Genomic DNA, 25,705 nt, shown 5'->3' on the forward strand with positions numbered 1-25,705 from the left:
GCACTGCCTCCTACTTTTCCTCATACGTCCGCGGGTCAACCGCGAGTAACGGACTCTTTTCTCCCGTATAAATCAAATCAAGCTTGTACATTGCACGTGAAGTAATTGTATAAACCAGTTGGATTTCATCTTCTTGATCGTAGCTGGCTTTAGAAGCATCCCACATGACAACCGCATCAAACTCTAACCCCTTAGCTAGATATGATGGGATAACTAAGGTACCATCAACCAGCCGCTGGTTGGCAGTCGCAATTAACGTTGCCTTAACACCGTCATCTTGCAGTTTTTGGCTGACAAACTTGGCACTTGCCAGATCCTTAGTAATAATTGCCGTGGTCACTTTGCCAGCAGTATTATCCTGCAAGACCTGCTCTAAAACCGCAATTGCCGCATTATCATTCTTACTCTGCCAGAAGACAGGCTTTGGTCCCTGCCGATTAAAGGATTCAATCTTTTCACCTTGCCGCAAAACTTGCTTGGTAAAGTCGGTCAATTGCTTGGTTGACCGGTAGGACTTGGTTAATTGCACTACCGTCGTCTTCTCTGGGTCAAACAACCCACTAATCTGCTTTAATAGGCTGCGGCTTTCATCTTTTGTAAAAATCGCCTGGTTCAAATCGCCGAGCATCGTAAACTTGGCCCGCGGGAAGTTATACTTCAAATAGCACAATTGAAACGGCGTATAGTCCTGAATTTCATCAATAAAAGTATAACGCATCTCATAATTAACGTGGCGACCGGTAATTAAATCATACAGATATAAGTAAGCCGAAACGTCATTCATGTGGATGTAATGCTTTTTAAAGCTGGCCTTCACATCCTCAACGTGCTTAGCCCAATCACTAGCACTAATCTGCCACTTATTCAGGTCAGTCATTTTCGGAACTGCCCGCAAAAAGCTCAAATATTGTGCCCGCATATTAATAAAATTATTACGGCGAATCTGCTGGTAAACCTTGTCCAAGGCCTTAACTACAATCTTACGACCCAAGAATTTTTCTTCTTTTTCTTCAGATTCAAACTCTTGGTCTGGACGATCATAAAGGGCATTTAACTGTTCTTTACTCAAGCTTTCAATGGCTTCTGACACCCAAGACTTCTTGGTTTCTGCATTAATCTTACGATTAAGCGTCTTAATCAATTCTTCACGCGTTGCGTCAATCCGATTATTTAAATTATAATTAGAGTTATATGAATAGTAAAGCTCGTTAATTTTTTCTTTAGCAAAGAATGGCCGCTTCTTATTCCGGAAAAAGATATCCTTAAAGACAACCCCCTGCTTGTTCAAATGTTTAGCATACCGCGTTACCAGTTTAAAGAAAGCCGTAGAATCCTTAAACTTGCCAATTGCCGTATCAGCAGTCTGATCCTCAAACTGGTCAAACAGGTTTTCTACGTCCATCCCTGGCAACCGCCGCGCCACGAACTGCCAATAAGTCATTTGAACCATATTTTGCTCGCCCATTTCCGGCAGCACATTTTTAATATAGTCATTAAACAATTGGTTGGGACTAAACATAATCACGTCGCTGCTGGTCAAATTGCCCCGATACCGATAAAGCAGGTACGCAATCCGCTGCAAAATCGCTGATGTCTTCCCTGACCCCGCGGCTCCTTGGACAAACAACAAATCAGCACTAGTATTTCTAATGATTTTATTTTGCTCACGCTGAATTGTCGTCACAATTGACTTCATCTGGGTGCTGGATTTTTCACCCAGCACCTCTAAGAGCATTTGGTCACCGATTGATTCATTGGTGTCGAACATGTTTACAATTTGACCATCTTCAATCATGAATTGCCGCTTCTTCGTCATGTCAACGGTAATCTCACCATCTGGGGACAAATACGAAACTTGCCCTAGCTTGCCGTCATAATAAATTGAAGAAATCGGTGCCCGCCAATCATAAATTAAGAAGTGGTTATCCTTGTCCGCAAATGAACCCAAACCAATATAAATCGTTTCTGGTTTTTCACTGCCTTCTTTAAAATCCACCCGGGCAAAATATGGTTTCTTTTCCAGTCTTTGAACCGTCCCTAACTGTTTGGCAGAATGCTGCCAAGCATTCTCACGTTCATCAAGCAATTGTTGCTGCTGGTGGATCGAGAGCGCCGTTTCCATTGAGGTGGAATAGCCGTCATAATCTAAGCGGACATCATCGAAGAAGTGCGAATTAAGGTTCCGCGCTTCACCTTCAGCTGATTTAATTGCCGCAGTTAATTCTCCTCGCCGCTCTTTAATCATCTTTAAGATACCGTCGAGATGCTTCTGTTCAAACTGTTTTTCATCCATCGCTTTTGTCATAAAGTCACCTGTTCTTCAAAACTTGCATACTATTTTAACATGAAACGAACTTAATATATAATTCTTAAAACTCTTTTACTAAGATTATTAAAAAGTAGTGAAAATCAACCAATTTACTTCTATAATTTTCTATATTGGAGATGGTCTTTATTATGAAAAATATTTTACATTTTTTACGTAAATTATCTTGTGCACTAGTCGCTGGGATTTCTCTAGGCAGCACGTTTATCCCGGCAATTAGACCCGCTAAGACACCCAGCCATGTGGTCCTAGCCAAAACACATCAGGTAAGTAAAACTGCTAAAAATGCGGGCAAAAATTGTCACTGGTCAAAAAATTCCGCCAAAGTTTATCTTGATTTGGCGGATAACCAGCAATTAACTCAGGCCTCTCAAGCTGCTATCAGTGCTTGGAATGACACTGATAGCTTTACCTTTACTGAAACCAGCAAGAAGAAAAATGCCCAGATCACAATTGAGCCGATGTTTGACCCCGATACCAAAGCCGCCGGTCAAGCAAGTATCACTTACAATCACAAGACCAAGCTGCTTAATAAAGCAAAAATCCAATTAAATGTTTATTATCTGCAGAATCTTATGTATGCTTATTCTTATCAGCGTATTGTCAACACCGTCGAGCATGAATTGGGACACGCCATCGGCCTCAAACACAATAATGGCAAGTCCGTTATGTATCCTGCCGGCTCTGTTTACCCAATTGAGCCACAGGATATCGCAAAAGTTAAACAAATTTATCACGAAAAATAATTAGAGTAAGGAGTTTAAAAATGAAGCGAATTTACATTGTCCGCCACGGACAAACTTATATTAACCGTTACAACAAGATGCAGGGCTGGTGTGATACTCCCCTAACCGAAGACGGCATTGCTGGTGCCGACAAGGCAGGAGAAACACTAAAGAATATTCCCTTTGATATCGCCATCTCTAGCGACTTAAAGCGGGCAAGCGATACTTGCGACATTATCATTAAGCACAATGTTAACCGTGATGAAATCCAACATCTTGCCACCCCGCTGTTTCGCGAACACTTCTACGGTTACTTTGAAGGAATGGATACTGACATGGCCTGGCAAATGATTGGTGGACCTCACGGCTATAAGACCCACTATGATCTGTTCAAGAACGAATCAATTGATACGGCAACCGACTGGATTAAGGAAGCTGATCCGTTTCATGATGCGGAAAATGCCAAGGAATATTGGCACCGCCTTGACCAGGGGTTTGACTTAATCAGTCAGCTTGATGGTGCCGAAAATATTTTGTTAGTAACTCACGGCTTTACTATTCGTAGTATTGCCGAGCGGTTTGGCAATTTTGATGTTACCAGCGGTCCGCGTAACGCGTCAATTACCATGATGACGATGACTGATAAGCAAAGAAAAATCACATCATATAATCAAATGAAACTATAAGAAAATAGAATTTGTACTTTCCTTTTCATCATTGAAAGTCTATAATCAAATTAACATTAATATACAAGAGTCTATGGGGTGCTTATTTAAGCTGAGATTAAACCCATGAACCTGATCTAGATAATACTAGCGCAAGGGATAGGCTAATTAAGCAAAATCCCGTTCGCTATGCGCGAATGGGATTTTTTTGTAGGCGCTTGTTAGAAGTAGGGAGTTAGAAATGACTAATAAGAGAAAACAGACAGAAAAACTTACTATTTTGGCAATTATGATTGCACTAGACGTGGTATTATCGCCGATCTTTCGCGTGGAAGGAATGGCGCCCATGTCCAGTGTCATCAACATTATTGGCACTACCATGCTGGGACCTGTTTACGTGACAATTATGGCAACCTTATGCGGAATTATCAGAATGTTAATCATGGGGATTCCGCCGCTGGCACTGACTGGTGCCATCTTTGGCGCGGCATTAGCTGGGATTTTTTATAAATTAACTAGAAAAATTTGGGCAGCCTGTCTCGGCGAAATTATCGGTACCGGAATTATCGGCTCGCTGCTTTCTTATCCAGTCATGGTCTGGTTCACAGGCAGCTCCAATAACCTGTATTGGTTTGTCTACACCCCGCGTTTTATCGGGGCTGCTGTTATCGGATCAGTAGTTGCCACTATTGTTCTATTAAGCTTAAACAAGGCAAAGCAATTCCAAAAAATCCAGCAATTATTTTTCTAGAAAAAACGACAGCTCCTTATAGGGGCTGTCGTTTTTTACTAAGAATAATTATAATTAATAACCCAAATAATATACCGAATCTGGATTTTGGATTTGCTTTAAATATTCACCAAAAAATGGCAACGTATAATCAACATAACCGTGACCACTTGGAGTAATTAACTGCCGCTCTAATGCTCGACGCCGATATTGTGAGACATAGCCCTTGGTCTTCTTCATTTTGGCAACAACATCACTGAACTTACAATGGTCATTAACATTTATCAAATATTGACGATCATTTTCCGACAAGCCCTTCAAGATCTTTTGGTAAGCATTCTCAAAAAGCTTTAGTTGATATTGTACTTTAACTTCGTTTAATACTTCTATAGTTGGTTCACGACCATTTAACTCTTCAAAATACAGCCAACCCAATAATTGAAAGCCATAAGAGTAACCCTTAGTCATCTGTGCCATTTTGCTTGCAACAGTTAAGGAGCACGCAAAAACTTTTTGATAAGTATTCACCATATCCGCAGCGTTCAACGACATCATTACTATTTTTTCTGAACGCAGCAAAAAAGTCAGTTTATCTTCATTTTGAATATCCAAAATAAGGTCAGGCAATCCGGTCATTACAACGTAAATTGGATATTCAGCTCGCTTAAGTGAATTATAAACTTGGGCAAAGTCTTGAATTGCCTTAGAATTATTTACCTCATCAATCGTGACAACCACAAATTTCCCTTCTTGCTTAATTTCGGACATTAAGTCTTCCAAAATCTCATCAACTTCAGGAACTTCAATTTCACGGCTAATTGATACACCACCCAAACTCAAAGAATTGAGACTGTTAAATAGCCTATTTGCTTTAGAATGAACCTGATGATCTAACTTATGTGCCAAGCTCGTTAAAATACCACTACGATTAAGCAAATCAACATAATAACAATTATCATCTTGTTTAAATTGTTTTGCTAACTGGGTTAAATATGCTGTTTTGCCAGAACCACGGACACCTGTGATAAAAAAAGAACGCGAAAATTGACTTTTCTTAATCAATTTTACTAAATCATTTACCTGTTTGTTTTTATCCAAAAAAATTGGCGGTACATCACCAAAAGTTGGATTAAACGGATTAATCATAAATTCTCCTTTTAGACTTTTTTAGACTTTGATTTTTATTTTAGACTTTTTGCCAATAAAAATAGCGTGAATCAGACTGACCTGCAATCTAATTACGCTATTTTTAATTATTCAATTACTTCATAAATCATTTGGTAAGGCTTGGCTTCATCCGCAATTTTGATGCAATTGTAAAGCATCTCTTGAACTTCAGCAACATCTGAACTATCGGCATGAATTGTCAATAAGGATTCGCCCTTCTTGACCTTGTCGCCAACCTTCTTGTGCAATTCGATTCCAACACCATAGTCAAGCTGGTCGTCAGCCTTTTCACGACCGCCGCCGAGTTTCATGCTGGCAATCCCAACTTCATCAGCTGATAGTTGTGCTAAGTAACCATCTTGCTTAGCAGGCAGTTCAATCTTAAATTGCGCGTGCGGCATAACACTGTAATCATCAATCACACTGCTATCGCCGCCTTGAGCAATTATCATTGCCTTAAACCGATCTAAAGCTGACCCATCAGCAATTGTCGCTTCAAGCATTTTACGGGCTTCTTCAACTGTTTCTGCCTTTTGCCCTAAGACAACCATGTAACTGCCAAGAGTTAGGACTAGGTTAAGTAGGTCTTGTGGACCATTACCCTTAAGCAGATCAAGCGTTTCTTCAATTTCTAAGGTATTGCCGACCTTGTTGCCTAGTGGCTGGTTCATATCAGAAATCAGTGCCATGCACTTCATACCGACACCCTTACCAATTTCTACTAAGGCATGAGCCAATTCTTCGGACTCTGACAAAGTCTTCATAAAGGCACCAGAACCAGTCTTAACATCAATTACCAGCGCATCAGTTCCTGATGCGATTTTTTTACTCATAATTGAACTGGCAATTAACGGAATTGAATCAACAGTATCAGTGACATCCCGCAAAGCATAAATCTTCTTATCTGCCGGTGCGATATTACCTGTGGCACCAATGATTGCCAACTTTTCCTGCTTAACTTGATCAATAAAATCCTGCTCGCCAATTTCTACCTTGAAACCAGGAATTGCTTCTAGCTTATCAAGCGTACCACCAGTATGACCTAGACCACGTCCAGAAATCATTGGTACCGGAATGCCAATAGCAGCAACCATCGCTGCCAGCGGCAAACTAACCTTGTCACCAACACCACCAGTTGAGTGCTTATCAACTTTAATTCCCGGAATTCCAGATAGGTCTAGATGATCACCAGAATTCATCATATCTAACGTTAACGTTGAGCGTTCGTGGTCAGTCATATTATTAAAGAAAATCGCCATCAACAACGCGCTTGTCTGATAGTCTGGAATTTCACCACTAACGACACCATCAACAAAGAATTGAATTTCAGCGTCGGTTAATTCTTGCTTATTTCTCTTTTTATCAATTATATCTACCATTCTCATGGCATCTCACCTCATTATTAATAGGTGAGTAATTCTTGTGCAATTGCCTGATCTAAAATAAGTTCGTTTGCGTATCCTGCTTTAATAACGGCGTAGACAACCGGCGCTTTTAAAATGCCACTAGCAACTAAAATCGAATGTTTTTTCGATTTTAAATCACTCAGTTCAATGCCGACAGTACGTTCATCAAGCCCGCGACTAACAATATTACCATCACGATCAATAAAGCGTGAGACAATATCACCCACTGCCTTTTCCTGCAGCTGTTTTTTCTGCGTTTTATTGAAGTAGCCTAATTGAAACAGCAGTGCATCCTTGCGCACCGTCCCAACACTATAAACCGCAATATTTGCAGCCCGACCAAGTTGCAATGTCTTGTTAATAAAACGATCTTTTTCAACAATTTCTTTAGTAACTTTATTATCAAAAAATGGCGGCAGCGGTAAAAAATGCGCCGTGGCACCAAAAGCATTGGCAAACTCGGTTACACTCTCATCAGCGTATGTCTCCTCATTATTGATATTGACGCCGCCCTTGAGCTGGACAACCTGTACGTCAGAAACGGCGCGCTTTTCTAAGTTGGTTGCCACCATATGCATGGTTTCTCCCCAGCCAAGACCAACAATATCATGCGGCTTAATCAGGCGCATTAGATATTGCGCCGTATAAGCACCAACACCATCAAGAGCTGTTAATTCACCATTGAAGTTGCTGGGAACAACTGAAATTTTACAATTAAATTTCTTTGATAAGCGGTCACTTAAATGATCTTCGTTAATTAATGGATTAGAAATTTGAATCTTAACTACTCCTGTTTCACGTGCTAATTTCAATAACCGTGAAACCGTTGGTCGTGAAAGTCCAACCTGCTTTGCTATTTCAGTTTGATCCAAGTCATCTTCATAATAAAGTCTAGCAATGGCCGCACTCTGTGCCAATTTCTTTTTATCATATTTATCAGCCATTTAAATTTCTCCATTATTATCGTAACTATTGCCGAAAAATCCAAGTTTATTCAGCTTAATAATTTTACCATAATCCTGTATAAAATTAACCAATATATTAAAATGTCACTCTTGAAACAGCTGATCAAACATTGATTCCATTACTTAATCACTAAAACTGGCTACAAAAGAATTACTCTAATATTTTTATTGCAAATCATTTAAAAAACTTGTACCAACATCATTGCCCTTAACACCAAAATTAGCTAAAACAGTCGCGCCAAAATCAGAAAATGTTTCGCGTGTACCCAGACTGCCAGGATTCTTCATACTTAGCGAATAAGCAAGTAGCGGAACATATTCTCTGGTATGGTCGGTTCCCTTGTAAGTTGGATCATTACCATGATCAGCCGTGATAATTAACAAATCATCGTCATGCATGTTGTTCATTACAGTTCCTAGTCGCTTATCAAGTGCCATCAAAGCTTCGCCATCACCAATTGTGTTTCTACGATGACCATACATGGCATCAAAGTCAACTAAGTTAATGAAGCAAAAGCCCGTAAAGTCTTCCTTCATTACATGGTCAACATGATCCATGCCGTCCATATTGCTTTCATTATGGTAATTTTCATCAATGCCATGACCTGAAAAGATATCCATTGTCTTACCAACAGCAATTGTATGGTAACCAGCATCTTGCAAATAATCCAAAACTGATTTTCCAGTTGGTTCTAGGGTAAAATCATGCCGGTTGGCGGTTCTAGTAAAGTGACCTTTACCACTGCCAACATATGGCCGCGCGATTATTCGACCAACGCGATACTTAGGACCATTGACCAAACTTCTGGCATAACGAGAAATACGGTAAAGTTCCTCAACCGGAATCACGTCTTCATGGGCTGCAATTTGCAAGACTGAATCACCCGAAGTGTAGATAATCAAGTCACCTGTTGCCATTTGGTGCTCGCCCAATTCGTCAATAATCTTTGTCCCAGATTCTGGACGATTACCCACAATTTTACGACCTGAAAATGCCGCAATCTTGTCTAATAATTCATCCGGAAAGCCATTCGGGAAAAAGCTTAATTCCTGCATTACTGGCATTTCCATCATTTCCCAGTGACCATCAAGACTATCCTTACCGACAGATACTTCTTGCATCTTACCAAAGTAACCTACGGGCTTATCTTGAACAGGAACACCGGCAATTGGCGTGTCCCGCAAGTTAGACAAACCCAACTTGGCAAAATTAGGCAACTTTAAGTCGCCCTTAAAGTATTCGCCAATATGACCTAATGTGTCAGCACCCACATCATCAAAATCAGCGGCATCTGGTGCTTCACCAGTACCAATGGAGTCCATTACTAACCCAAAAATACGCTTATATTTCATTTTTTAAGCCTCGTCATAATTAAGACAAAATTTGCAAGGTTGCACTGACACCCAAACGACTAGCACCTGCTTCAATCATTGCCATTGCTTCATCGTAAGAATGAATTCCGCCGGATGCCTTAACACCTAAACGGTCGCCAACAACTTCACGCATTAATTTAACGTCTTCTACCTTTGCACCTGCGGAACTAAAACCGGTTGAAGTCTTAACAAAGTCAGCACCCGCTTCTTCACTAAGCTCACAAGCGCGTACTTTTTGATCGTGGTTAAGAAATGAAGTTTCAATAATGACCTTAAGTAACTTGTTCTCCTGGTGAACAGTGGCCACTACTGCCTTAATATCAGCAAGTACGGCATCATCATTACCGGCAATCAATTCACCAACGTTAATTACCATATCAATTTCTTCGGCGCCATCTGCAATTGCTTTTGTAGCTTCAAACGCTTTTGCTTCACTGCTCATTGCTCCCAAAGGAAAACCAACAACGCAACAAGTATTAACATCTGAACCTGCTAATTCTTCAGTGACAAGCTTTGCCCAGTAGGAATTAACACAGACAGAAGCCGTGTTGTATTGCTTAGCCTCATTACAAATTTGGATGATCTCCTCCTTAGTTGCATTTGGCTTTAAAAGTGTATGATCTAAATATTTTGCTAATGTTGTTTTATCCATATTTAACAACTCCTTTCGCCTAAAGTATAACTCGTTTTTTACAAATGTAAATGCTTTTACTTGAACATTTGTTTAAGAAACATTCTTAAGGCGAATGTTTACTTCTTGAACATAATTTCAATAAAAATATTTACAATTAATAAAAATCATGGTAAACTAATTAGCAAATTAATGTAAGCGCTTATTAATAAAGCAATAATTAATTTTGAATAGATATTTATAGTTGAAAGTAAGAGTAGGTTAAATATGCAATTTTTATTTTTAATAACTGGTCTAGCCTTCGTATTTATCATTGGCTGGCTCGTCAGCAATGATCGTAAGCATATTAAATACCGCAAAATGGCTGTAATGTTCATTTTGCAATTAATAATTTCGTTTTTATGTCTTAAAACTTCTGGCGGGGTCAGCACAATGGCAGCCATTTCCAATTTCTTCAGTTGGCTAATGGTTCAAGCAGCTGGCGGGGTCAACTTCGTCTTCGGCGGTCTAGTTATTCAAAAGGGAGCCTCCGTTTTCTTTCTTAACGTTTTGATGCCCATTGTCTTCATTTCCGCACTAGTTGGTATCCTTAATTACCTTAAGATTTTACCCTTTATTATTAAATGGACCGGATTTATCCTCAATAAACTAGCTGGTATGGGCGAACTCGAAAGTTACTTTGCCGTATCGACGGCAATCTTAGGTCAACCCGAAGTTTTCTTAACGATTAAAGATATTATTCCTAAACTTGACGAAAAACGGCTCTATACTATCTGTGCCTCAGCCATGAGTGCTGTTTCCGCGGCTGTACTAGCTTCATACATGCAGCTCGTGCCCGGCAAATTCGTAGTAACTGCTGTCTTTCTCAATATCTTATCTGCCTTAATCGTGTCTTGTATTGTTAATCCATACGATGTCTCAGCTGAAGATATTTCAATTAACAACATTGAAACTGGCATTGAAAAAGAACCATTCTTCCAAGTTGTCGGCAATTATATTCAAGACGGTTTTAAACTGGCTGTTACCGTTGCTGCCATGTTAATCGGCTTTGTTGCCCTAATTACCTTTTTAAATAATACTTTTGCCCTGATTTTCCATATTAGCTTTACTAACTTCTTGGGTTATATCTTTGCCCCGATTGCCTACCTGATGGGCGTACCTGCAGCAGACATTACCAAAGTCGGCGGGTTGATGGCAACCAAGATTTTAACTAACGAATTTGTGGCACTAGGTGAACTAAATAAAATTGCGGCTACTCTATCACCAAAGGCCAATGCAATCATTTCTTCTTATCTAGTATCCTTCGCTAACTTTAGTGTTATTGGGATTATTACCGGTTCAATCAGATCTATCAGTCAAAAATCCGGAACGTTAGTTTCTAAATTCTCAATGAAATTGCTCCTAGGAGCAACATTAGCCTCAATTCTAACTGGTACCATTGTTGGGCTTTACTTCTAACTTATATACAACAGCTTTTGAAAAAATAACTCTAATTTTCTCAACAAAACAGGAACATTAATGTTCCTGTTTATATCTAGTCGCTCTAAATTAACATTTAAAAAAATACAATTTTAATAGGTTAGACAATCATAACAATAAAAATTATGATATAATTTTTATAGATGAAAATTTATACACGTACGTCTTGTATAAAAACAAAGTGTGCATGTAAGTTAGCTACTTGCAATGTACCTGGAGCAGTCACAATAGACTGCTTTTTTGTTATTATTGGCAAAATGCAAAATGATAACAAAAAAGGCGCAAGAATATCTTGCGTCTTTCACTATACTACTTGAGTAGTTTATCAAGTATGACAAGAATGTCACTCAACACCTGCTCAGCCTTTGAAAGCACAGAGTACAGTAAGAATAGTAGTACGATCTGACCAAACATCTTCTTCACCTCCTCATTACGAAAGATAATCAGTCTTTCAAGTAGGTGCGCCAAAAGCGTACCTTTTAAGTTTATCAGATCTTAGAAAACATGCTATAATAACTTTAAGAATAGTAGTACATGGCTAATCATCCATGTAAGTGTACAAGCGACCTTATCAATCGCAAGGTACCTGGAGCAGTCACAATAGACTGCTTTTTTGTTGTCATTGGTAAACACAATACTCGCAACTAAAAAAAGCGAACCTCTTTCAAGGTTCGCTTTTTAGTTTATTCAATTATTAGACATTCAAGACCTTATCCAAGAAGTCCTGCAGACGCGGATTCTGTGGGTGGTCAAACATCTCTTCAGGTGTCCCCTGCTCCAATATCTTACCATCAGCGACAAAGACCACGCGATCGGCAACTTCCTTGGCAAAGCCCATTTCGTGAGTGACAACCACCATTGTCATTCCTTCTTTAGCTAATTTTTTCATAACAGCCAAAACGTCTCCGACCATTTCTGGATCAAGTGCCGAGGTCGGCTCGTCAAAGAGCATCACGTCAGGATTCATTGCTAGTGCTCGCGCAATTGCCACCCGCTGCTGCTGACCACCTGATAATGACTGAATAGTGGCGTCAAATTTATCAGCTAGACCAACAGTTTCAAGCAATTTTTTAGCTTGTTTATTAGCAGCAGCCTTGTCCAATTTCTTTAACTCCACAGGAGCCAGCATAATATTATCACCAACTGACAAATTGTTAAACAAGTTAAAGTGCTGGAACACCATGCCAATATTTTCGCGCACCTTGTTCATGTCAGTCTTAGGATCGGCAATATTAATGCCATCAACAACAACAGTTCCTGAAGTTGGCTCCTCAAGTTTATTAAGTGTCCGCAATAAAGTACTTTTACCAGAACCAGACGGCCCGATAATAACAACAACTTCGTTATCATCAACAGTTAAATCAATATTTTTTAAAACTTCATTACTGCCATAATTTTTAACTAAATTCTTTACTTCTATTTTCGCACTCATACATTCGTCCTCTTTTGTACCCAATTTGATAACCAAGTCAGCAATGTAATAACAATTAAGTAAATTACCGCGATAATTGTCCAAACCTTAAAGCCTTCAAGGTTCCGCGCGATAATAATTTTACCTGTTTGCGTCAATTCTAGGATACCGATAATTGATAAGATTGAGGTATCCTTCAAGGTAATAATAAATTGGTTGATAAATGACGGCACCATAATCTTGATTCCTTGCGGCAAGATAACTTTGCGCATCGCCTTGCCAAACGGCAATCCTAATGAGCGCGCAGCTTCCATTTGCCCAGAATCAACGGCATTAATTCCCCCCTTAACAAAGGCAGCAATATAGGCTCCTTCGTTTAAGGTTAACGTTAGAACACCAGCGACAAAGGCGGGAATCTTTTGTCCGGTTAAACTTGGGATTCCCGTGTAAATGAATAATGCCAAAACTAAGAGCGGCATTCCCCGGAAAATGTAAATCAAAGTGCTGGAAAGACTATTGCAGAACTTATTCGGCAGAACACCCAATAGACCAACCAAAACGCCAAAAATTGTAGCAAAGATAATCGCAACGACTGTTAACCACATTGTTTCCGCGAAGCCGGACAATAATGCATCCTTGTTTTGCTTAAGTAAACCAACAAAGCTGCGGTCTTCATTACCTTGACCATTATCAGCAACTTTTTTATCAGTAGTTCCTAGATACTTAGCAGTAATATCATCGTAAGTACCACTGGACTTTAAGTCTTTCAAACCAGCATTAAATGCAGCCAGCAATGCCTTATTTTGCCCCTTCTTAACCGCAAAAGCATATGGTGCCTTAACTGCAGGCTTAGTCACAATGCGTAACTTGGTACCCTTTTTAATAGCATATTGCATGACCGGTTGGTCTTCAAAACAAGCAGCTGAGTTACCCGTCAACACATCTTGGTACATATTGTTAGAATCATCAAACGTTGTTGTCTTGAAGCCATACTTCTTCTTAATGCTATTAGCGTATTGAGCGCCAGCTGTCCCAGTCTTAATCGCAACCTTTTTACCACGTAATTGTGATAACTTGGTAATCTTACCCTTAGTCGAGGTTGCCATAATAACTCCCGACATAAAGTATGGATCAGAGAAGTCAATCTTCTTTTCACGCTCCGGTGTAATTGACATTCCCGCAATCATTCCGTCAATCTGACCGGATTCCAGTGCTTGCAGTGAACCATTAAAGCCCATCGGCTTGATATTAACCTTGAAGCCTTGCTCTTGGGCAATATTCTTCAAAATATCAATATCAATGCCGATGTACTGATTATTGGCGTTAGCAAATTCAAATGGTGGGAAAGTTACATCTGTACCAATTGTAAAAGTCTTACCCTTCAAGTCTGGGTTTAATTTACTGCCAAGATACTTACCCACAATCTTGTTATAAGTACCATTAGCCTTAATTTTGGCAAAACCAGCATTAAACTTCTTGATTAATTCTGGATGGGTACCCTTTTTAACCGCAAAACCATACCAGCCAGTATTAGCTGCCTTAGTGACAATCTTCAGCTTCATGCCTTGGTTAATGGCATATTGCATGACTGGTTGGTCTTCAAAACAGGCAACAGAATTACCAGTTAAAACATCCTGATACATATTGTCGGAATCATCAAAGGTAGCTGTCTTAAAGCCATACTTTTTCTTCAAGCTAGTTGCATATTGTGCAGCTGCGGTACCAGTCTTAATAGCCACCCGCTTACCCTTCAAATCAGCAAAGCTCTTGATGTTACTATTCTTACCAACGGCCATGACAACCCCAGTCTTAAAGTACGGTGTACTAAAGTCAAACTTGGCTTGCCGCTCCTTGGTAATCGTCATCCCAGCAATAATCCCGTCTAGTTGACCAGACTGCACGGATTGTACTGCTCCATTGAAACCAACTTGCTTAGTTTCAACTTTGAAGCCTTCTTCTTTGGCCACAGCATTAATAATGTCAATATCAATACCAACATATTTATTATTATCATTGGCAAATTCGAACGGCGGATAGGTCACGTCCGTCCCAATTTCATAGGTTTTAGCATCTGCTTTTGTCGCAAAAATGCTAAAGCACATCAACATCATTCCCAGGATTATCATCCCAAAAAAGCTTTTTTGCAATTTTTTGTGCATAAACTTCGCTCCCAAAATTAAAACTAAATTATATATTTAATCAAAAACAAATGTATAACTTGCTATTCATCTTACCATACTTATTAGCTTGGATGGTAATCAACAGCCAATCTAATAAGAAAATTAAAAAACGAGCTTCAACTACTAAGCGAAGTTCGTTAATTCTCTTAAAATTTGCGAAAACGTGCATGACGCTGGGCTAATAACTGCTCTAACCCAATTTGGTCAAAGTCAATTAATTGCTCATTAATCAGTTGCTTCAAGGCAGAAGCATTGTCAGCCAGGATATTTTCCGGTAAAACGCGCTCAACTACGCCCTGCTTCTTAAGCCATTCTGGTTCAATATGCATTAGTTGCGCGGCATCTTGCGCACGCTGACCATCCTTCCACATAATTGAAGCAAAGCCTTCTGGCGAAACCACGGTATACATACTATGTTCCAGCATCCAAACTTGATCGCTGCATGCTAGAGCTAAGGCACCGCCAGAACCGGCTTCGCCGATGATAATTGCTAACAATGGTACCTTTAATTGTAACATTGCGCTAATATTTTCGGCTAAAATCTGCCCTTGACCACTTGCTTCGGCATCAGCACCGGGATAAGCTCCTGGTGTATTAATCAGTGTAATAATCGGACAGTTGAGACTTTCAGCTGTCTTCATGATCCGCAGTGCCTTGCGATAGCCTTGCGGTTCGGGACTACCGAAGTTAGTCGCCAAACGCTCCTGCATGTCCTTACCCTTATTAGTTGCAATCACACAGACGCTGCGCCCGCCGCAACTAGCAAAACCGCCAACAATTGCCGCATCATCACCGGCAGCGCGATCACCATGCATTTCAAAAAAGTCGGGGAACAATTGATTAATCAGTGCCCGCATATCAGTCTTGCTATCTTCACGCGCGCCAGCCATAATGGCTGCTATTTTTTTACTCTCCATTAGCGCCTCTCCACTTTTGTCCAGCAAAAATCGTCAATAACTGCCCTAACTTATCCACCTGCTGCGACCTTGGCACAATTGCGTCAACAAAGCCATTTTGATAAGCATTTTCAGCACTTTGAAACCCTTGTGGCAACTTCTTATGAATTGTCTGCTCAATAACGCGGCGACCAGCAAATGCTACCATCGCCTTGGGTTCAGCCAAAATAATATCGGCTTGCGAAGCAAAGCTGGCGGTTACCCCACCAGTTGTCGGATCCATAATTACAACAATATAAGGAAGACCAGCCGCGCGATGGTCATTAACCGCCTGCGAAATTTTGGCCATTTGCATTAGCGATTGAATACCTTCCTGCATTCGGGCTCCACCAGAAGCGGTAAACATAATTACAGGTAAACTTAACTCCGTAGCCTTTTCAAACAAGCGTGTTATTCGTTCGCCGTTAGCCGTGCCAAGACTGCCCATAATAAAGGCTGGGTCCATAATCCCTAAGGCAGCTTGCTGACCCCTAATTTCGGCTTGACCAGTTAACACGGCATCTTGTAATTTAGTCTGTTCACGTGCCTTGGTCAGTTTTTCTTGATAACCGGGGAACTTTAAGGGATCTGTCGTTGTTAAATCTGTATCCCATTCCGTAAATTGCTTCGTTAGCATCTTTAACCGCTGACGCGCAGTCACACGAAAGCCGTAACCGCAATTAGGACAAACATGGTACTTACCTGCACGGGCGAAGTAAAATTTAGCGCCACATTTTTGACAATAGCGAAAAATACCCTTCGGGACTTTTTCCTCGTAATCTTTCAACGCCTGCTTAGGATGGCGGGCAAACTTAGCAGCCATTATTTGTCCTCCTTTTGCGCTTCTTTAATGTATTGCGGCAAAAAAGTTTGGTCTAAATAAGTAATTAAATAATTACCAGCATTAAAGACCTTGTCTTGCAGCAATTCAACTAAAAATACCCGGTTAGTTGTCAAACCAGTAACCTGAAACTCATTTAAGGCATCAATTAACCGGCGAATAGCCAGTGGACGATCCGTGGCATGAGCAATGATTTTAATAATCATTGAATCATAAAATGGTGACACAGTATCGCCACTGTTAACGCCGCTTTCAATCCGAATACCTAAACCGCCCGGCAAAGACATCTGCTTAATCGTACCGGCTTGTGGTTGGAAGTTTTTCGCCGGATTTTCCGCATTAATTCGGGCTTCAATAGCAGCGCCGTGGACCTTAACCTGATCTTGCGTTATTGTCAGATCCATGCCCGCTGCAATCTTAATCTGCTCTTTGACTAAATCAACGTGGGCTACTTCCTCAGTAATTGAGTGTTCAACCTGAATCCGCGTGTTCATTTCCATAAAATAAAAATGGTGTTCTGGATCCATTAGGAACTCGATTGTTCCGACATTCTCATATTTGATTGCCTGAACAGCCTTAATCGCAATTTCCTGCAAATAAGCACGCTCTTGGTCATTAATTTGTGAACAAGGCGTTTCTTCAATTACCTTTTGGTGATTACGCTGCATTGAACAGTCACGCTCAGGCAGTGCCACGACATGACCATTCTGATCGCCAATAATTTGAACTTCGATATGCTTAGCCGGCGAAATAATCTTCTCAACGTACATTCTGCCGTCGCCAAAGGATAAACGCGCTTCTTCTTGTGCTTGAGCAAAAGCATTAGGCAAATCCTCAGGTTTATTCACTTGCCTAATTCCTTTACCGCCGCCCCCAGCTACTGCCTTAAGCATTACCGGAAAGCCAACTTCTTTAGCTACTGCTAACGCTTCAGCACTATCCTTAACAAAGCCCTGACTGCCGGGAATAACGGGCACTTGGTGCTGGCGCATTGCTTCACGGGCATTAGCCTTATTGCCCATTAACGCAATCGTTTCCGACTTCGGACCAATAAAAGTCAAATGGCACTTTTCGCATAATTGGGCAAATTCAGGACTTTCTGACAAAAAGCCGTAACCCGGATGAATGGCAGTCGCGCCAGTTAAAATCGCGGCACTGACAATGTTTTCCATCTTCAAATAAGAGTCAGCGGGTTGCGGGGCACCGATACAAACTGCCTCATCCGCTTCTTTAACGTGCTGGGCATCCTTATCCGCTGTCGAATAAACGGCAACTGACTTAATTCCCATCTCCCGTAAAGCGCGAATAACTCGAATTGCAATCTCACCGCGATTAGCAATTAATACTTTTTCAAACATTTTTCACACCCTACTGAATCGCAAACGTTAATTCACACGTGCAAGCAACTTCGCCGTCAACTGTCGCCTTAGCTTTACCAATTCCAGCATTGCCACGTAATTTATCTAATTCAACTTCCAAACGCAGACTATCACCAGGAGTCACCATCTTGCGAAAACGAGCCTTCTTAATCCCGCCAAAATAAGCGGTTTTACCTTTAAATTCTGGAAGGGTCAATAGAGCAATCGCACCAGTCTGGGCCAGTGCTTCAACAATTAAAACCCCTGGCATTACCGGATTACCTGGGAAGTGTCCTTGGAAAAAGGCTTCGTTCATTGTTAAGTTCTTACGCGCAATTGCATACTTGCCGGCTTGATAATCCAGTACCCGATCAACTAAAAGCATCGGATAGCGGTGCGGTATAATCTCTTCAATTTGTGTAATATCAAGTGTTTGCGGGGTTGCCTGTTCTACCATGTTCATCACTCTCTATTCTGGCGTTACCGTAAATAACGGCTGATCGTACTCAACAACGTCTTCATTAGCAACCAAAATTTCACTAATTGTGCCGCTAACGTCGCTCTTGACCTCAGTCATCATCTTCATTGCTTCGATCACGCAGACTACGTCGCCCTTTTCCACATGGTCGCCCACTTGTTTATATGGTGCTTCATCTGGATTAGCTTGCAAATAGACAATGCCAACTAGCGGCGATTTAACTTGGGGCAACTTTGCGGGAACAGCGGGAGCAGATTGTTTTTCAACTGGCGCTAGACTAGCACTAGAAGCCGAAGCAACTACTTCCTGCTTTTTATCAATATCAATGTGCCCACCGTCAAAATCCAAGTTTAACTTGGTGATGTTACTTTGATTAACCTGTTTTATTAATTTTTGAATTTCCTCAAAAGTCATCTAATTAGCCCACCTTTTTAATGCTAAAACCGCATTGTGGCCGCCAAAGCCAAACGAATTACTGATCGTGTAATCAACTTGGCAGTTGCGATTCTCTGCTGTAACCAAATTCACTGGACATTCTGGTGCTTGTTCAGTAAGTCCAACGTTGACAGGTAATTGACCCGAATTCATTGCCGCTACACTAGCAATGGTCTCAATTGCACCAGCAGCACCCAAAAGATGCCCAGTCATACTCTTGGTACTTGAAACTAACACCGAACTAGCGGAACCAAAGACTTGATTAATTGCCTTGGACTCAGCCGAATCATTGCCTTGAGTAGCTGTACCGTGAGCATTAACATAACCAACTTCATTAGGCGTTATACCAGCTTCCGCAATTGCCAATTGCATTGCCCGCGCTGCTTGCGTTCCCGCTGGATCTGGCGAGGTAATATGGTAAGCATCAGAAGATGTACCATAACCAACAATTTCGCCCAAAATGGTTGCACCACGCTGTTGTGCATGTTCAAGGGATTCAAGAACTAGTGAACCAGCACCTTCACCCATCACAAAGCCAGAACGGTTTGCATCAAACGGCAAACTTGCCTTAGCTGGATCCGTTTCTTTGGACAAGGTTGATAAAGCCGCGAAGCCGCCAATTCCATCAGCGTTGATTGCGGCTTCTGAACCACCGGTAATCATCGCGTCGCAGCGACCTTCCTTAATCTGCCGATAAGCCTCGCCAATCGCATTGGTTCCAGAAGCACAAGCAGTTACAATTGTCGTACTGATTGCTTGGGCACCATAGCGAATTGAGAGATTGCCGGCCGCCATGTTAGCAATCGAAACTGGAATAAACATTGGCGACAAGCGGTCAATTCCCTTGTCATGCATCTTGATGGTCTGCTGCTCAATGGTGGTCAAGCCGCCAATTCCAGAGCCCCAAATAACACCAAAGCGGTTGCTGTCTGTATTTTCGGCATTAATGCCAGACTGTTCCATTGCTTCGTCAGTCGCATAAACCGCATATTGCGTAAAAAGATCCATTCTTTTGGTATCTTTTTTCTTCAAATGAACCAGCGGATCAAAGTTATCTAGTTGACCAGCTAAAGTAACACCGGTTGCGGAAGCATCAAAATATGTAATTGGCTTAAAACCAACTTTTTGCGCATTAATGCTGGCTTCAAAGCTGGCTACATCATTACCAATGGGCGTCAATGCGCCCATCCCCGTAATTACAACTCTTGTCATTAACCCTTCTCCTTACTGCATTGTCAGGCCGCCATCAACGGTGATAACTTGCCCCGTAATGTAATCGTTTTGTGCTAAAAAAACTGCTGTCTCGGCAACTTCTTCAATTTGACCAAACCGCTTAAGTGGAATCTGCTGGGCAATTTCTTCTTGCCGCTTTTCACTTAAAGCTGCCGTCATTTGTGTATCAATCATGCCCGGCGCAATCGCATTGCAGCGCAAGTTGCGTAAAGCAGCTTCTTTAGCAACAGACTTAGTCAAGCCAATTATGCCGGCCTTGCTGGCAGCGTAGTTAGCCTGACCGATATTACCGGTTAAGCCAACAACACTAGCCAAATTAATAAAGCAGCCCGAACGCCGCTTATACATTGGTCGCAAAGCCTGCCTAATTACGTTAAATGTCCCTACTAGGTTAGTCTGCAAAACCGCATTAAAATCAGCTTCAGACATGCGGTTAAGCAGACCATCTTTATTGATGCCAGCATTATTAACCACAACATCTAATTGACCAAATTGTGCGATAATCTGCGCGATCATGTCTTTAACTGACTCGGGATTTGTAACATCCGCGCTAATATCAATTATCGGTGTCGCAAACTGTTCAAATTCAGCTAGTACCTCTGGTGCAATTGGCTTGCGGGCGTTTAAAACAATTTTGGCACCACGTTGAGCAAAAGCCTTTGCAATCGCTAAGCCAATGCCACGTGAACTCCCCGTGACTAGGACTACTTTATCTTTTAAATCCATTAATGTGCCTCCAATGCCGCAATGGTCTTTTGCAGTTCTACGCTGCTGTCCAAGCGATAAGTTGGCAATTTACGGTCAAGTTTGCGCGCAAACGAAATGAGCGTTCTACCAGGCCCGACTTCAATAACCGCAGTCAGATCAGCCTTATGTTCAGACAATGTCTTAGCAAAGTAGGTAGTTGAGACTAACTGCTGCGTTAAATTAGCAGTCAGATTTTCTGGTGAAAATACCATCTGCGTGGTGGTACTGTAAACAGGAAAAGTCCCCGCTTGCCAATCAACTGTACGCAATTCAGCGTTTAAATCAGCTTGAATTGGTGCCATTACTGGTGTATGAAAAGCACCGCTAACCTTTAGCGGGACAACCCGCTTGCCAGCAGCTGTTAGTTCACTAATAACTTGGTCAACCGCAGTAGTGGCACCACCAATAACGATCTGTTGGGGAGTATTAACGTTGGCAACACCAACCGCCCCTAAACTCGTTGCTTCTTTGCAGGCAGCTTGAACATCAGCCAGATCAGCCTTCATCACAGCTGCCATCTTGCTTGGTGTATTGTCACTAGCCTGCTGCATCAATTCGCCGCGACGTTTAATCAGCCGCAGAGCCGTCGCGAAATCAACATGACCGCTGGCTGCCAAAGCACTGTATTCACCTAAACTTAAACCAATACCGAATTTGGCTTCCGGCAAATTAGCTTCAATCAGTTGGTACAAACCATAACTGATGGCTAAAATTGCCGGCTGACAATAACGCGTTGACGCAAGTTTAGAAGCTTGGCTTTCATCAAACAATAAACTAGGTAAATCAAAGTCCAAAATCGTCGCGGCTTGGTCAATGACCTTGCGATATGTTGGAACTGTTTCATAAAGATCTTGCGTCAAGCCCGTTTTTTGAGCACCTTGACCGCTAAATAATAAGCCAATCATCGTTAATTCTTGCCACTCAATAACTTATCAGCTTGCGTGTAAACATCATTCAAAATGTCAGCTGCTGATTCTTCTTTTTCAACCATTCCAGCGATTTCACCAGCCATAAATGAACCTGTATCAGTATCACCGTCAATTACAGCTCGGCGTAAACTACCACTGCCCAATTCTTCTAATTGCGCAAAGTCTGGATTATCCTTGAGTGCCTCAGCTTTTTCAAGCTTAATGTACTTCTTAGACATCTTGTTCTTTAAGACCCGTGATGGATGACCCGCAAAATCACCGGTAACCATCGTGCTGGCATCTTTTGCCTTTAAAACGGCCTTCTTGTAATTAGGGTGAACTTTAGACTCAGTAGCGACTAAGAACCGCGTACCCATCTGTACTCCTTGGGCACCAAGCATGAAGGCAGCAGCCATGCCGCGACCATCGCCAATCCCACCGGCTGCAATAACTGGAATATTCACGGCATCGACAACCTGCGGTACTAAAGCCATTGTGGTTAACTTACCAATATGACCGCCGGACTCCATTCCTTCGGCAACGACCGCATCAGCACCAACACGTTCCATCATGCGCGCTAAAGCAACAGAACCAACAACTGGAATCACTTTAATTCCAGCCTTCTTAAAGTCGGCAACATACTTACCAGGATTACCGGCACCAGTTGTAACAACAGCAATGCTATCTTGATGAGCCAAAATCACTTTTACCACGTCTTCAGCGTATGGTGATAGTAACATCACATTGACACCAAACGGTCGATCAGTCAGGCTTTTAGCGACTTTAATTTCTTCTTCAACTACGCTGCCTGGGGCATTACCAGCACCAATAATTCCTAAGCCGCCAGCATTAGAAACCGCGGCAGCTAATTTTCCATCGGCAACCCAAGCCATTCCACCCTGAAAGATCGGGTATTTAAGACCGAGGCTTTTCATAAATGGCGTTAATTCCATGAACTAACCTTCTTTCGCAGCTAGTTGCTTTTTAACAAAGTCAACTAGGTCTTGGACAGTTTCAATACCTTCTTCACTTTCAATCTTGATGTCAAACTCATCTTCAAGTTCATTGATTACTTCAAAAATGTCCAAACTGTCAGCATCTAAGTCATCCTTGATGTTAGCTTCTAAGGTAACAGCTTCTTCATCTTCACCAGTTTCATCAACGATAATTTCTTTTACTTTGTTAAAAATTTCTTCATCTGTCATGTTAAAAAACTCCTTTTAATTCGTTAAAAAATAATTGCAATAGTACCTGCAGTTAAACCGCCGCCAAAGCCGCTTAAGATTAATTTCTGTCCCGGCTGAATCTTACCAGCCGCAACTGCTTCATCAAGTAATAACGGGATACTGGCAGCCGAGGTGTTGCCGTACTTGGCAACATTACTCAAAAACTTCTGCTCGTTTGCACCCAAATGATGTGCAATTGAAGTCAAGATCCGACCGTTAGCTTGGTGTAAAACAAACCAGTCAACATCAGCTAGCTGCCAGTCAGTCTTAGCCAGGGCACGTTCAATTGAATTAGGTACTTCATGGGTCGCAAACCGGTAAACAGCTCGCCCATCCATCTCAAAATAATGTTTATGAGCAGCAGCCTCATCCTTATTAAAAGCAGAATTAACCGGCTGATAACCAGCAGTTAAGGTGCTGCCCTCTTGACCATAAGTGGTAAGGTCTTCGGCAATCAATGATTGCTCAGGACTTTGCTCAACTAAGACCCCACCGGCACCATCGCCGAACAAAACGGCTGTTGACCGTTCCTGCCAATCAACCAATTTGGATAAGACCTCGGCACCAATGACAATCCCGCGCCGATAAGTTGTTAGTAATTTATCAGCCGCGGCTAAGGCATAAACAAAGCCTGAACAAGCAGCGTTTAAGTCGAATGCCAAGGCTCCATTAGCACCAATGGCACCCTGAACAATTGCAGCTGTCGACGGTGTTAGATAATCTGGCGACATTGTTGCCACAATAATAAAATCCACTTGGTCAGCTGAACAATTGGCTTGCTTAAGCAATTGTTTGGCTACTTTAATAGCCAAATCCGATGTTTGTTCTTGCTGTGCAAGATGACGCTGTTTAATTCCTGTTCTTGAGGAAATCCATTCATCCGAAGTGTCCATCATGGCCGCAAGATCATCATTAGTTACCACTTTAGGAGGAACATAATGCGCGGTCTGTGTTATTTTTAGACCCATTTATTACTTCTCCTTTTTGCCGTCTATTTGGGGTGGAAATTCTAGGAAGGCGCGCAAGTTCAACAAGGCGCGTTCAATAATCGCAATCTGACTGTCATCAAAGCCATGAAGAAACTTCTTTACCATGTAGCGATGAAACGAATCATGTGCCCGGTAAACCAACCGCCCGCGGTGGGTCAACCCGAGCCGCACAACTCGGCGGTCATCATTACCGTGGATTCTGACAACGTAGCCCTTACGCACTAAGTTATTAACCATCGTGGTAACAGTGCCCGCGGTAATCATCAGCTCTTTAGCCAGCTGCGAGCTCGTCTTGTGATCATACATCGTCATGGCATCAATTGCGTGAACCTCTTTAATCGAAATATCTTTAAATTCACTTTTATGTAGCTCCCGTTCTTCTACATGCATGATGTCGGTATAAACAGTCGTCAGTAAATTATTTATTTCTTTTAAATTAGCTTCCACTTCCACTGCCCCTTTTATTCAAATAATAAATTACATGTTTTGTTAGCTTAATCTTGCTTATTTGAGCTAATTAACATCCCCTCCAAATTACTTTAAACATCAAAGTATTTTATGGCAGTATGATATTGCAAACTAGCAAATTTGTCAAATTTATATCCCAAAATAACATAGCTTTGGTAAAATTATTCTTAGTAATTAACAACTTATTTTGATTATCAAAGTTTTTTAAAAGATTAAAGTATGTATGTATAAAATGAGCAAGCAAATTAACTTAACTAAAGAATCAAAAATTAAACATTTATTAGCAGATTTACCAGTAACAATTCAATGGTATCAGCAAGTTAGTTCTACTAGTACAATTGCTAAAAAAGTCTATCAGGGCAAGCCCCTTGTTAACCCCGTTTTAATCGGCAGCGACAAACAGACTGCTGGTTATGGCAAACAAAAACGCCACTTTATTTCTAATACTGGCGGCGTTTATTTGTCACTGATTATCAAGGTGCCGCAATTGACGGCAAATAACCAAGGTCTGTTAACTACTGGAATCGCGTGGTGCCTGCACCAAACAATTCGCCAGCAATTTAAGATCACTCCCGACATCAAGTGGGTTAATGATTTACTTTTACATGGGAAAAAAATCGCCGGCATTTTGACCGAACAAATTGCCCCCCAAGTAGTTGTTATCGGCATCGGCTGCAACTTGTATCAACCTAACCTAGAACAAAAGTTAGTATCTAGCACAAACTTGCTAGCTTATCTGCCATCCACTGAACAATTTTGCATTTTTGTAGCTGAACTAATTAAAAATATCTTGTCCTTTCTGCCTAATTTTGCTCAAGGACAATTCTTATCAGACTACCAAAAATATCTGCCAATGCTCGGACAAAAAGTCACTGTTAAATTGGGGCAAAAGATAGTTACGGGGACTGCTGTCAGACTTGATCAAAAGGCAAACCTGCTTCTTGACTGCCGCGGTCAATTACGCACAATTACTAGCGGTGAAGTCACTAAAATTAGACCAAATTAAAAAGGCTGCAATCACTTGCAGC

General features: G+C 41.4%; 25 protein-coding genes and 1 riboswitch. Of the genes, 5 read left to right on the forward strand and 20 right to left on the reverse strand.

Annotated elements, in window-relative coordinates; translation table 11 throughout:
- Nucleotides 1-10: 10 nt before the first annotated feature.
- Complete coding sequence (gene helD, locus PT281_RS05835) at nucleotides 11-2,305, reverse strand: RNA polymerase recycling motor HelD (protein WP_277152849.1); 2,295 nt, start codon at nucleotides 2,303-2,305, stop codon at nucleotides 11-13.
- 152 nt (nucleotides 2,306-2,457) lie between these two features.
- Between helD and PT281_RS05840 the strand changes: the two genes are divergently transcribed.
- The 3 genes from PT281_RS05840 (at nucleotide 2,458) to thiW (ending at nucleotide 4,467) form a co-directional block, all read left to right on the forward strand.
- Complete coding sequence (locus tag PT281_RS05840) at nucleotides 2,458-3,072, forward strand: matrixin family metalloprotease (protein ID WP_277152851.1); 615 nt, start codon at nucleotides 2,458-2,460, stop codon at nucleotides 3,070-3,072.
- A 20-nt stretch (nucleotides 3,073-3,092) separates the two neighbouring features.
- Nucleotides 3,093-3,737 (forward strand): histidine phosphatase family protein, encoded by a 645-nt coding sequence (locus tag PT281_RS05845; protein ID WP_277152853.1) that lies wholly within the window; start codon nucleotides 3,093-3,095, stop codon nucleotides 3,735-3,737.
- A gap of 64 nt (nucleotides 3,738-3,801) precedes the next feature.
- A riboswitch (TPP riboswitch) is annotated at nucleotides 3,802-3,893 on the forward strand.
- A 64-nt stretch (nucleotides 3,894-3,957) separates the two neighbouring features.
- Complete coding sequence (gene thiW, locus PT281_RS05850; protein WP_277152855.1) at nucleotides 3,958-4,467, forward strand: energy coupling factor transporter S component ThiW; 510 nt, start codon at nucleotides 3,958-3,960, stop codon at nucleotides 4,465-4,467.
- Between the two features lie 54 nt (nucleotides 4,468-4,521).
- Here thiW and PT281_RS05855 read toward each other — a convergent pair whose 3' ends face one another.
- The 5 genes from PT281_RS05855 to deoC all read right to left on the reverse strand — a co-directional run bounded on the left by PT281_RS05855 (nucleotide 4,522) and on the right by deoC (nucleotide 10,010).
- Nucleotides 4,522-5,592: an ATP-binding protein gene (locus PT281_RS05855; RefSeq protein ID WP_277152857.1), complete on the reverse strand. Its 1,071-nt coding sequence runs from the start codon at nucleotides 5,590-5,592 to the stop codon at nucleotides 4,522-4,524.
- 107 nt (nucleotides 5,593-5,699) lie between these two features.
- Entirely contained in the window at nucleotides 5,700-6,998 is a 1,299-nt protein-coding gene (locus tag PT281_RS05860) for a pyrimidine-nucleoside phosphorylase (protein WP_277152859.1), read from the reverse strand.
- A 17-nt stretch (nucleotides 6,999-7,015) separates the two neighbouring features.
- Nucleotides 7,016-7,963, reverse strand: a complete 948-nt coding sequence (locus tag PT281_RS05865; protein WP_277152861.1) for a sugar-binding transcriptional regulator — start codon at nucleotides 7,961-7,963, stop codon at nucleotides 7,016-7,018.
- Between the two features lie 186 nt (nucleotides 7,964-8,149).
- Nucleotides 8,150-9,337, reverse strand: a complete 1,188-nt coding sequence (locus tag PT281_RS05870; protein WP_277152863.1) for a phosphopentomutase — start codon at nucleotides 9,335-9,337, stop codon at nucleotides 8,150-8,152.
- A gap of 19 nt (nucleotides 9,338-9,356) precedes the next feature.
- The gene (deoC, locus tag PT281_RS05875; protein ID WP_277152865.1) at nucleotides 9,357-10,010 is read right to left on the reverse strand and encodes a deoxyribose-phosphate aldolase; all 654 of its coding nucleotides are present in this window, start codon (nucleotides 10,008-10,010) and stop codon (nucleotides 9,357-9,359) included.
- Nucleotides 10,011-10,256: 246 nt separating this feature from the next.
- On the opposite strand from deoC, the gene PT281_RS05880 reads away from it, so the two are divergent.
- A complete protein-coding gene (locus PT281_RS05880) occupies nucleotides 10,257-11,447 on the forward strand; it encodes a nucleoside transporter C-terminal domain-containing protein (protein WP_277152868.1) in 1,191 nt (396 codons plus the stop codon).
- Between the two features lie 715 nt (nucleotides 11,448-12,162).
- Here the strand turns inward: PT281_RS05880 and PT281_RS05885 are convergent.
- From PT281_RS05885 to PT281_RS05950, 14 genes are all read right to left on the reverse strand, one after another.
- On the reverse strand, nucleotides 12,163-12,900 hold the full coding sequence (locus PT281_RS05885) for an amino acid ABC transporter ATP-binding protein (protein ID WP_277152870.1): 738 nt from the start codon (nucleotides 12,898-12,900) through the stop codon (nucleotides 12,163-12,165).
- Complete coding sequence (locus tag PT281_RS05890; protein ID WP_277152872.1) at nucleotides 12,897-15,038, reverse strand: ABC transporter permease subunit; 2,142 nt, start codon at nucleotides 15,036-15,038, stop codon at nucleotides 12,897-12,899. Before PT281_RS05890 ends, PT281_RS05885 begins: the two co-directional genes overlap by 4 nt.
- Nucleotides 15,039-15,205: 167 nt before the next feature.
- Complete coding sequence (gene accA, locus PT281_RS05895; RefSeq protein ID WP_277152874.1) at nucleotides 15,206-15,976, reverse strand: carboxyltransferase subunit alpha; 771 nt, start codon at nucleotides 15,974-15,976, stop codon at nucleotides 15,206-15,208.
- Nucleotides 15,966-16,817 carry an acetyl-CoA carboxylase carboxyltransferase subunit beta gene (locus tag PT281_RS05900; RefSeq protein WP_277152876.1) on the reverse strand — a complete coding sequence of 284 codons (852 nt, stop codon included), beginning with the start codon at nucleotides 16,815-16,817 and terminating at the stop codon, nucleotides 15,966-15,968. The genes accA and PT281_RS05900 overlap by 11 nt, the downstream gene beginning before the upstream one ends.
- A complete protein-coding gene (locus PT281_RS05905; RefSeq protein ID WP_277152878.1) occupies nucleotides 16,817-18,193 on the reverse strand; it encodes an acetyl-CoA carboxylase biotin carboxylase subunit in 1,377 nt (458 codons plus the stop codon). The genes PT281_RS05900 and PT281_RS05905 overlap by 1 nt, the downstream gene beginning before the upstream one ends.
- 10 nt (nucleotides 18,194-18,203) lie before the next feature.
- On the reverse strand, nucleotides 18,204-18,650 hold the full coding sequence (fabZ, locus tag PT281_RS05910; RefSeq protein ID WP_277152880.1) for a 3-hydroxyacyl-ACP dehydratase FabZ: 447 nt from the start codon (nucleotides 18,648-18,650) through the stop codon (nucleotides 18,204-18,206).
- 12 nt (nucleotides 18,651-18,662) lie between these two features.
- On the reverse strand, nucleotides 18,663-19,085 hold the full coding sequence (locus PT281_RS05915) for a biotin/lipoyl-containing protein (protein WP_277152882.1): 423 nt from the start codon (nucleotides 19,083-19,085) through the stop codon (nucleotides 18,663-18,665).
- Nucleotides 19,086-20,318 (reverse strand): beta-ketoacyl-ACP synthase II, encoded by a 1,233-nt coding sequence (gene fabF / locus PT281_RS05920; RefSeq protein WP_277152884.1) that lies wholly within the window; start codon nucleotides 20,316-20,318, stop codon nucleotides 19,086-19,088.
- 12 nt (nucleotides 20,319-20,330) lie between these two features.
- Complete coding sequence (fabG, locus tag PT281_RS05925; protein ID WP_277152885.1) at nucleotides 20,331-21,065, reverse strand: 3-oxoacyl-[acyl-carrier-protein] reductase; 735 nt, start codon at nucleotides 21,063-21,065, stop codon at nucleotides 20,331-20,333.
- On the reverse strand, nucleotides 21,065-21,991 hold the full coding sequence (locus PT281_RS05930; RefSeq protein ID WP_277152887.1) for an ACP S-malonyltransferase: 927 nt from the start codon (nucleotides 21,989-21,991) through the stop codon (nucleotides 21,065-21,067). Before PT281_RS05930 ends, fabG begins: the two co-directional genes overlap by 1 nt.
- A 2-nt stretch (nucleotides 21,992-21,993) precedes the next feature.
- Nucleotides 21,994-22,947, reverse strand: a complete 954-nt coding sequence (gene fabK / locus PT281_RS05935; protein WP_277130882.1) for an enoyl-[acyl-carrier-protein] reductase FabK — start codon at nucleotides 22,945-22,947, stop codon at nucleotides 21,994-21,996.
- 3 nt (nucleotides 22,948-22,950) lie between these two features.
- Nucleotides 22,951-23,199, reverse strand: a complete 249-nt coding sequence (locus PT281_RS05940; RefSeq protein ID WP_277130883.1) for an acyl carrier protein — start codon at nucleotides 23,197-23,199, stop codon at nucleotides 22,951-22,953.
- 23 nt (nucleotides 23,200-23,222) lie between these two features.
- On the reverse strand, nucleotides 23,223-24,188 hold the full coding sequence (locus PT281_RS05945) for a beta-ketoacyl-ACP synthase III (RefSeq protein ID WP_277152889.1): 966 nt from the start codon (nucleotides 24,186-24,188) through the stop codon (nucleotides 23,223-23,225).
- Nucleotides 24,189-24,191: 3 nt separating this feature from the next.
- Nucleotides 24,192-24,656 carry a MarR family transcriptional regulator gene (locus PT281_RS05950; protein ID WP_277152891.1) on the reverse strand — a complete coding sequence of 155 codons (465 nt, stop codon included), beginning with the start codon at nucleotides 24,654-24,656 and terminating at the stop codon, nucleotides 24,192-24,194.
- Between the two features lie 253 nt (nucleotides 24,657-24,909).
- On the opposite strand from PT281_RS05950, the gene PT281_RS05955 reads away from it, so the two are divergent.
- The gene (locus PT281_RS05955) at nucleotides 24,910-25,683 is read left to right on the forward strand and encodes a biotin--[acetyl-CoA-carboxylase] ligase (protein ID WP_277152893.1); all 774 of its coding nucleotides are present in this window, start codon (nucleotides 24,910-24,912) and stop codon (nucleotides 25,681-25,683) included.
- Nucleotides 25,684-25,705 lie beyond the last annotated feature (22 nt).

The organism is Lactobacillus sp. ESL0701 (genome assembly GCF_029433445.1).
Lineage (GTDB): Bacteria > Bacillota > Bacilli > Lactobacillales > Lactobacillaceae > Lactobacillus.

What these genes read in the sequence shown, in the direction of transcription:
- helD (WP_277152849.1), bottom strand. Translation starts at nt 2,305, where the DNA reads ATGACAAAAGCGATGGATGAAAAACAGTTTGAACAGAAGCATCTCGAC.
- PT281_RS05840 (WP_277152851.1), top strand. Translation starts at nt 2,458, where the DNA reads ATGAAAAATATTTTACATTTTTTACGTAAATTATCTTGTGCACTAGTC.
- PT281_RS05845 (WP_277152853.1), top strand. Translation starts at nt 3,093, where the DNA reads ATGAAGCGAATTTACATTGTCCGCCACGGACAAACTTATATTAACCGT.
- thiW (WP_277152855.1), top strand. Translation starts at nt 3,958, where the DNA reads ATGACTAATAAGAGAAAACAGACAGAAAAACTTACTATTTTGGCAATT.
- PT281_RS05855 (WP_277152857.1), bottom strand. Translation starts at nt 5,592, where the DNA reads ATGATTAATCCGTTTAATCCAACTTTTGGTGATGTACCGCCAATTTTT.
- PT281_RS05860 (WP_277152859.1), bottom strand. Translation starts at nt 6,998, where the DNA reads ATGAGAATGGTAGATATAATTGATAAAAAGAGAAATAAGCAAGAATTA.
- PT281_RS05865 (WP_277152861.1), bottom strand. Translation starts at nt 7,963, where the DNA reads ATGGCTGATAAATATGATAAAAAGAAATTGGCACAGAGTGCGGCCATT.
- PT281_RS05870 (WP_277152863.1), bottom strand. Translation starts at nt 9,337, where the DNA reads ATGAAATATAAGCGTATTTTTGGGTTAGTAATGGACTCCATTGGTACT.
- deoC (WP_277152865.1), bottom strand. Translation starts at nt 10,010, where the DNA reads ATGGATAAAACAACATTAGCAAAATATTTAGATCATACACTTTTAAAG.
- PT281_RS05880 (WP_277152868.1), top strand. Translation starts at nt 10,257, where the DNA reads ATGCAATTTTTATTTTTAATAACTGGTCTAGCCTTCGTATTTATCATT.
- PT281_RS05885 (WP_277152870.1), bottom strand. Translation starts at nt 12,900, where the DNA reads ATGAGTGCGAAAATAGAAGTAAAGAATTTAGTTAAAAATTATGGCAGT.
- PT281_RS05890 (WP_277152872.1), bottom strand. Translation starts at nt 15,038, where the DNA reads ATGCACAAAAAATTGCAAAAAAGCTTTTTTGGGATGATAATCCTGGGA.
- accA (WP_277152874.1), bottom strand. Translation starts at nt 15,976, where the DNA reads ATGGAGAGTAAAAAAATAGCAGCCATTATGGCTGGCGCGCGTGAAGAT.
- PT281_RS05900 (WP_277152876.1), bottom strand. Translation starts at nt 16,817, where the DNA reads ATGGCTGCTAAGTTTGCCCGCCATCCTAAGCAGGCGTTGAAAGATTAC.
- PT281_RS05905 (WP_277152878.1), bottom strand. Translation starts at nt 18,193, where the DNA reads ATGTTTGAAAAAGTATTAATTGCTAATCGCGGTGAGATTGCAATTCGA.
- fabZ (WP_277152880.1), bottom strand. Translation starts at nt 18,650, where the DNA reads ATGGTAGAACAGGCAACCCCGCAAACACTTGATATTACACAAATTGAA.
- PT281_RS05915 (WP_277152882.1), bottom strand. Translation starts at nt 19,085, where the DNA reads ATGACTTTTGAGGAAATTCAAAAATTAATAAAACAGGTTAATCAAAGT.
- fabF (WP_277152884.1), bottom strand. Translation starts at nt 20,318, where the DNA reads ATGACAAGAGTTGTAATTACGGGGATGGGCGCATTGACGCCCATTGGT.
- fabG (WP_277152885.1), bottom strand. Translation starts at nt 21,065, where the DNA reads ATGGATTTAAAAGATAAAGTAGTCCTAGTCACGGGGAGTTCACGTGGC.
- PT281_RS05930 (WP_277152887.1), bottom strand. Translation starts at nt 21,991, where the DNA reads ATGATTGGCTTATTATTTAGCGGTCAAGGTGCTCAAAAAACGGGCTTG.
- fabK (WP_277130882.1), bottom strand. Translation starts at nt 22,947, where the DNA reads ATGGAATTAACGCCATTTATGAAAAGCCTCGGTCTTAAATACCCGATC.
- PT281_RS05940 (WP_277130883.1), bottom strand. Translation starts at nt 23,199, where the DNA reads ATGACAGATGAAGAAATTTTTAACAAAGTAAAAGAAATTATCGTTGAT.
- PT281_RS05945 (WP_277152889.1), bottom strand. Translation starts at nt 24,188, where the DNA reads ATGGGTCTAAAAATAACACAGACCGCGCATTATGTTCCTCCTAAAGTG.
- PT281_RS05955 (WP_277152893.1), top strand. Translation starts at nt 24,910, where the DNA reads ATGAGCAAGCAAATTAACTTAACTAAAGAATCAAAAATTAAACATTTA.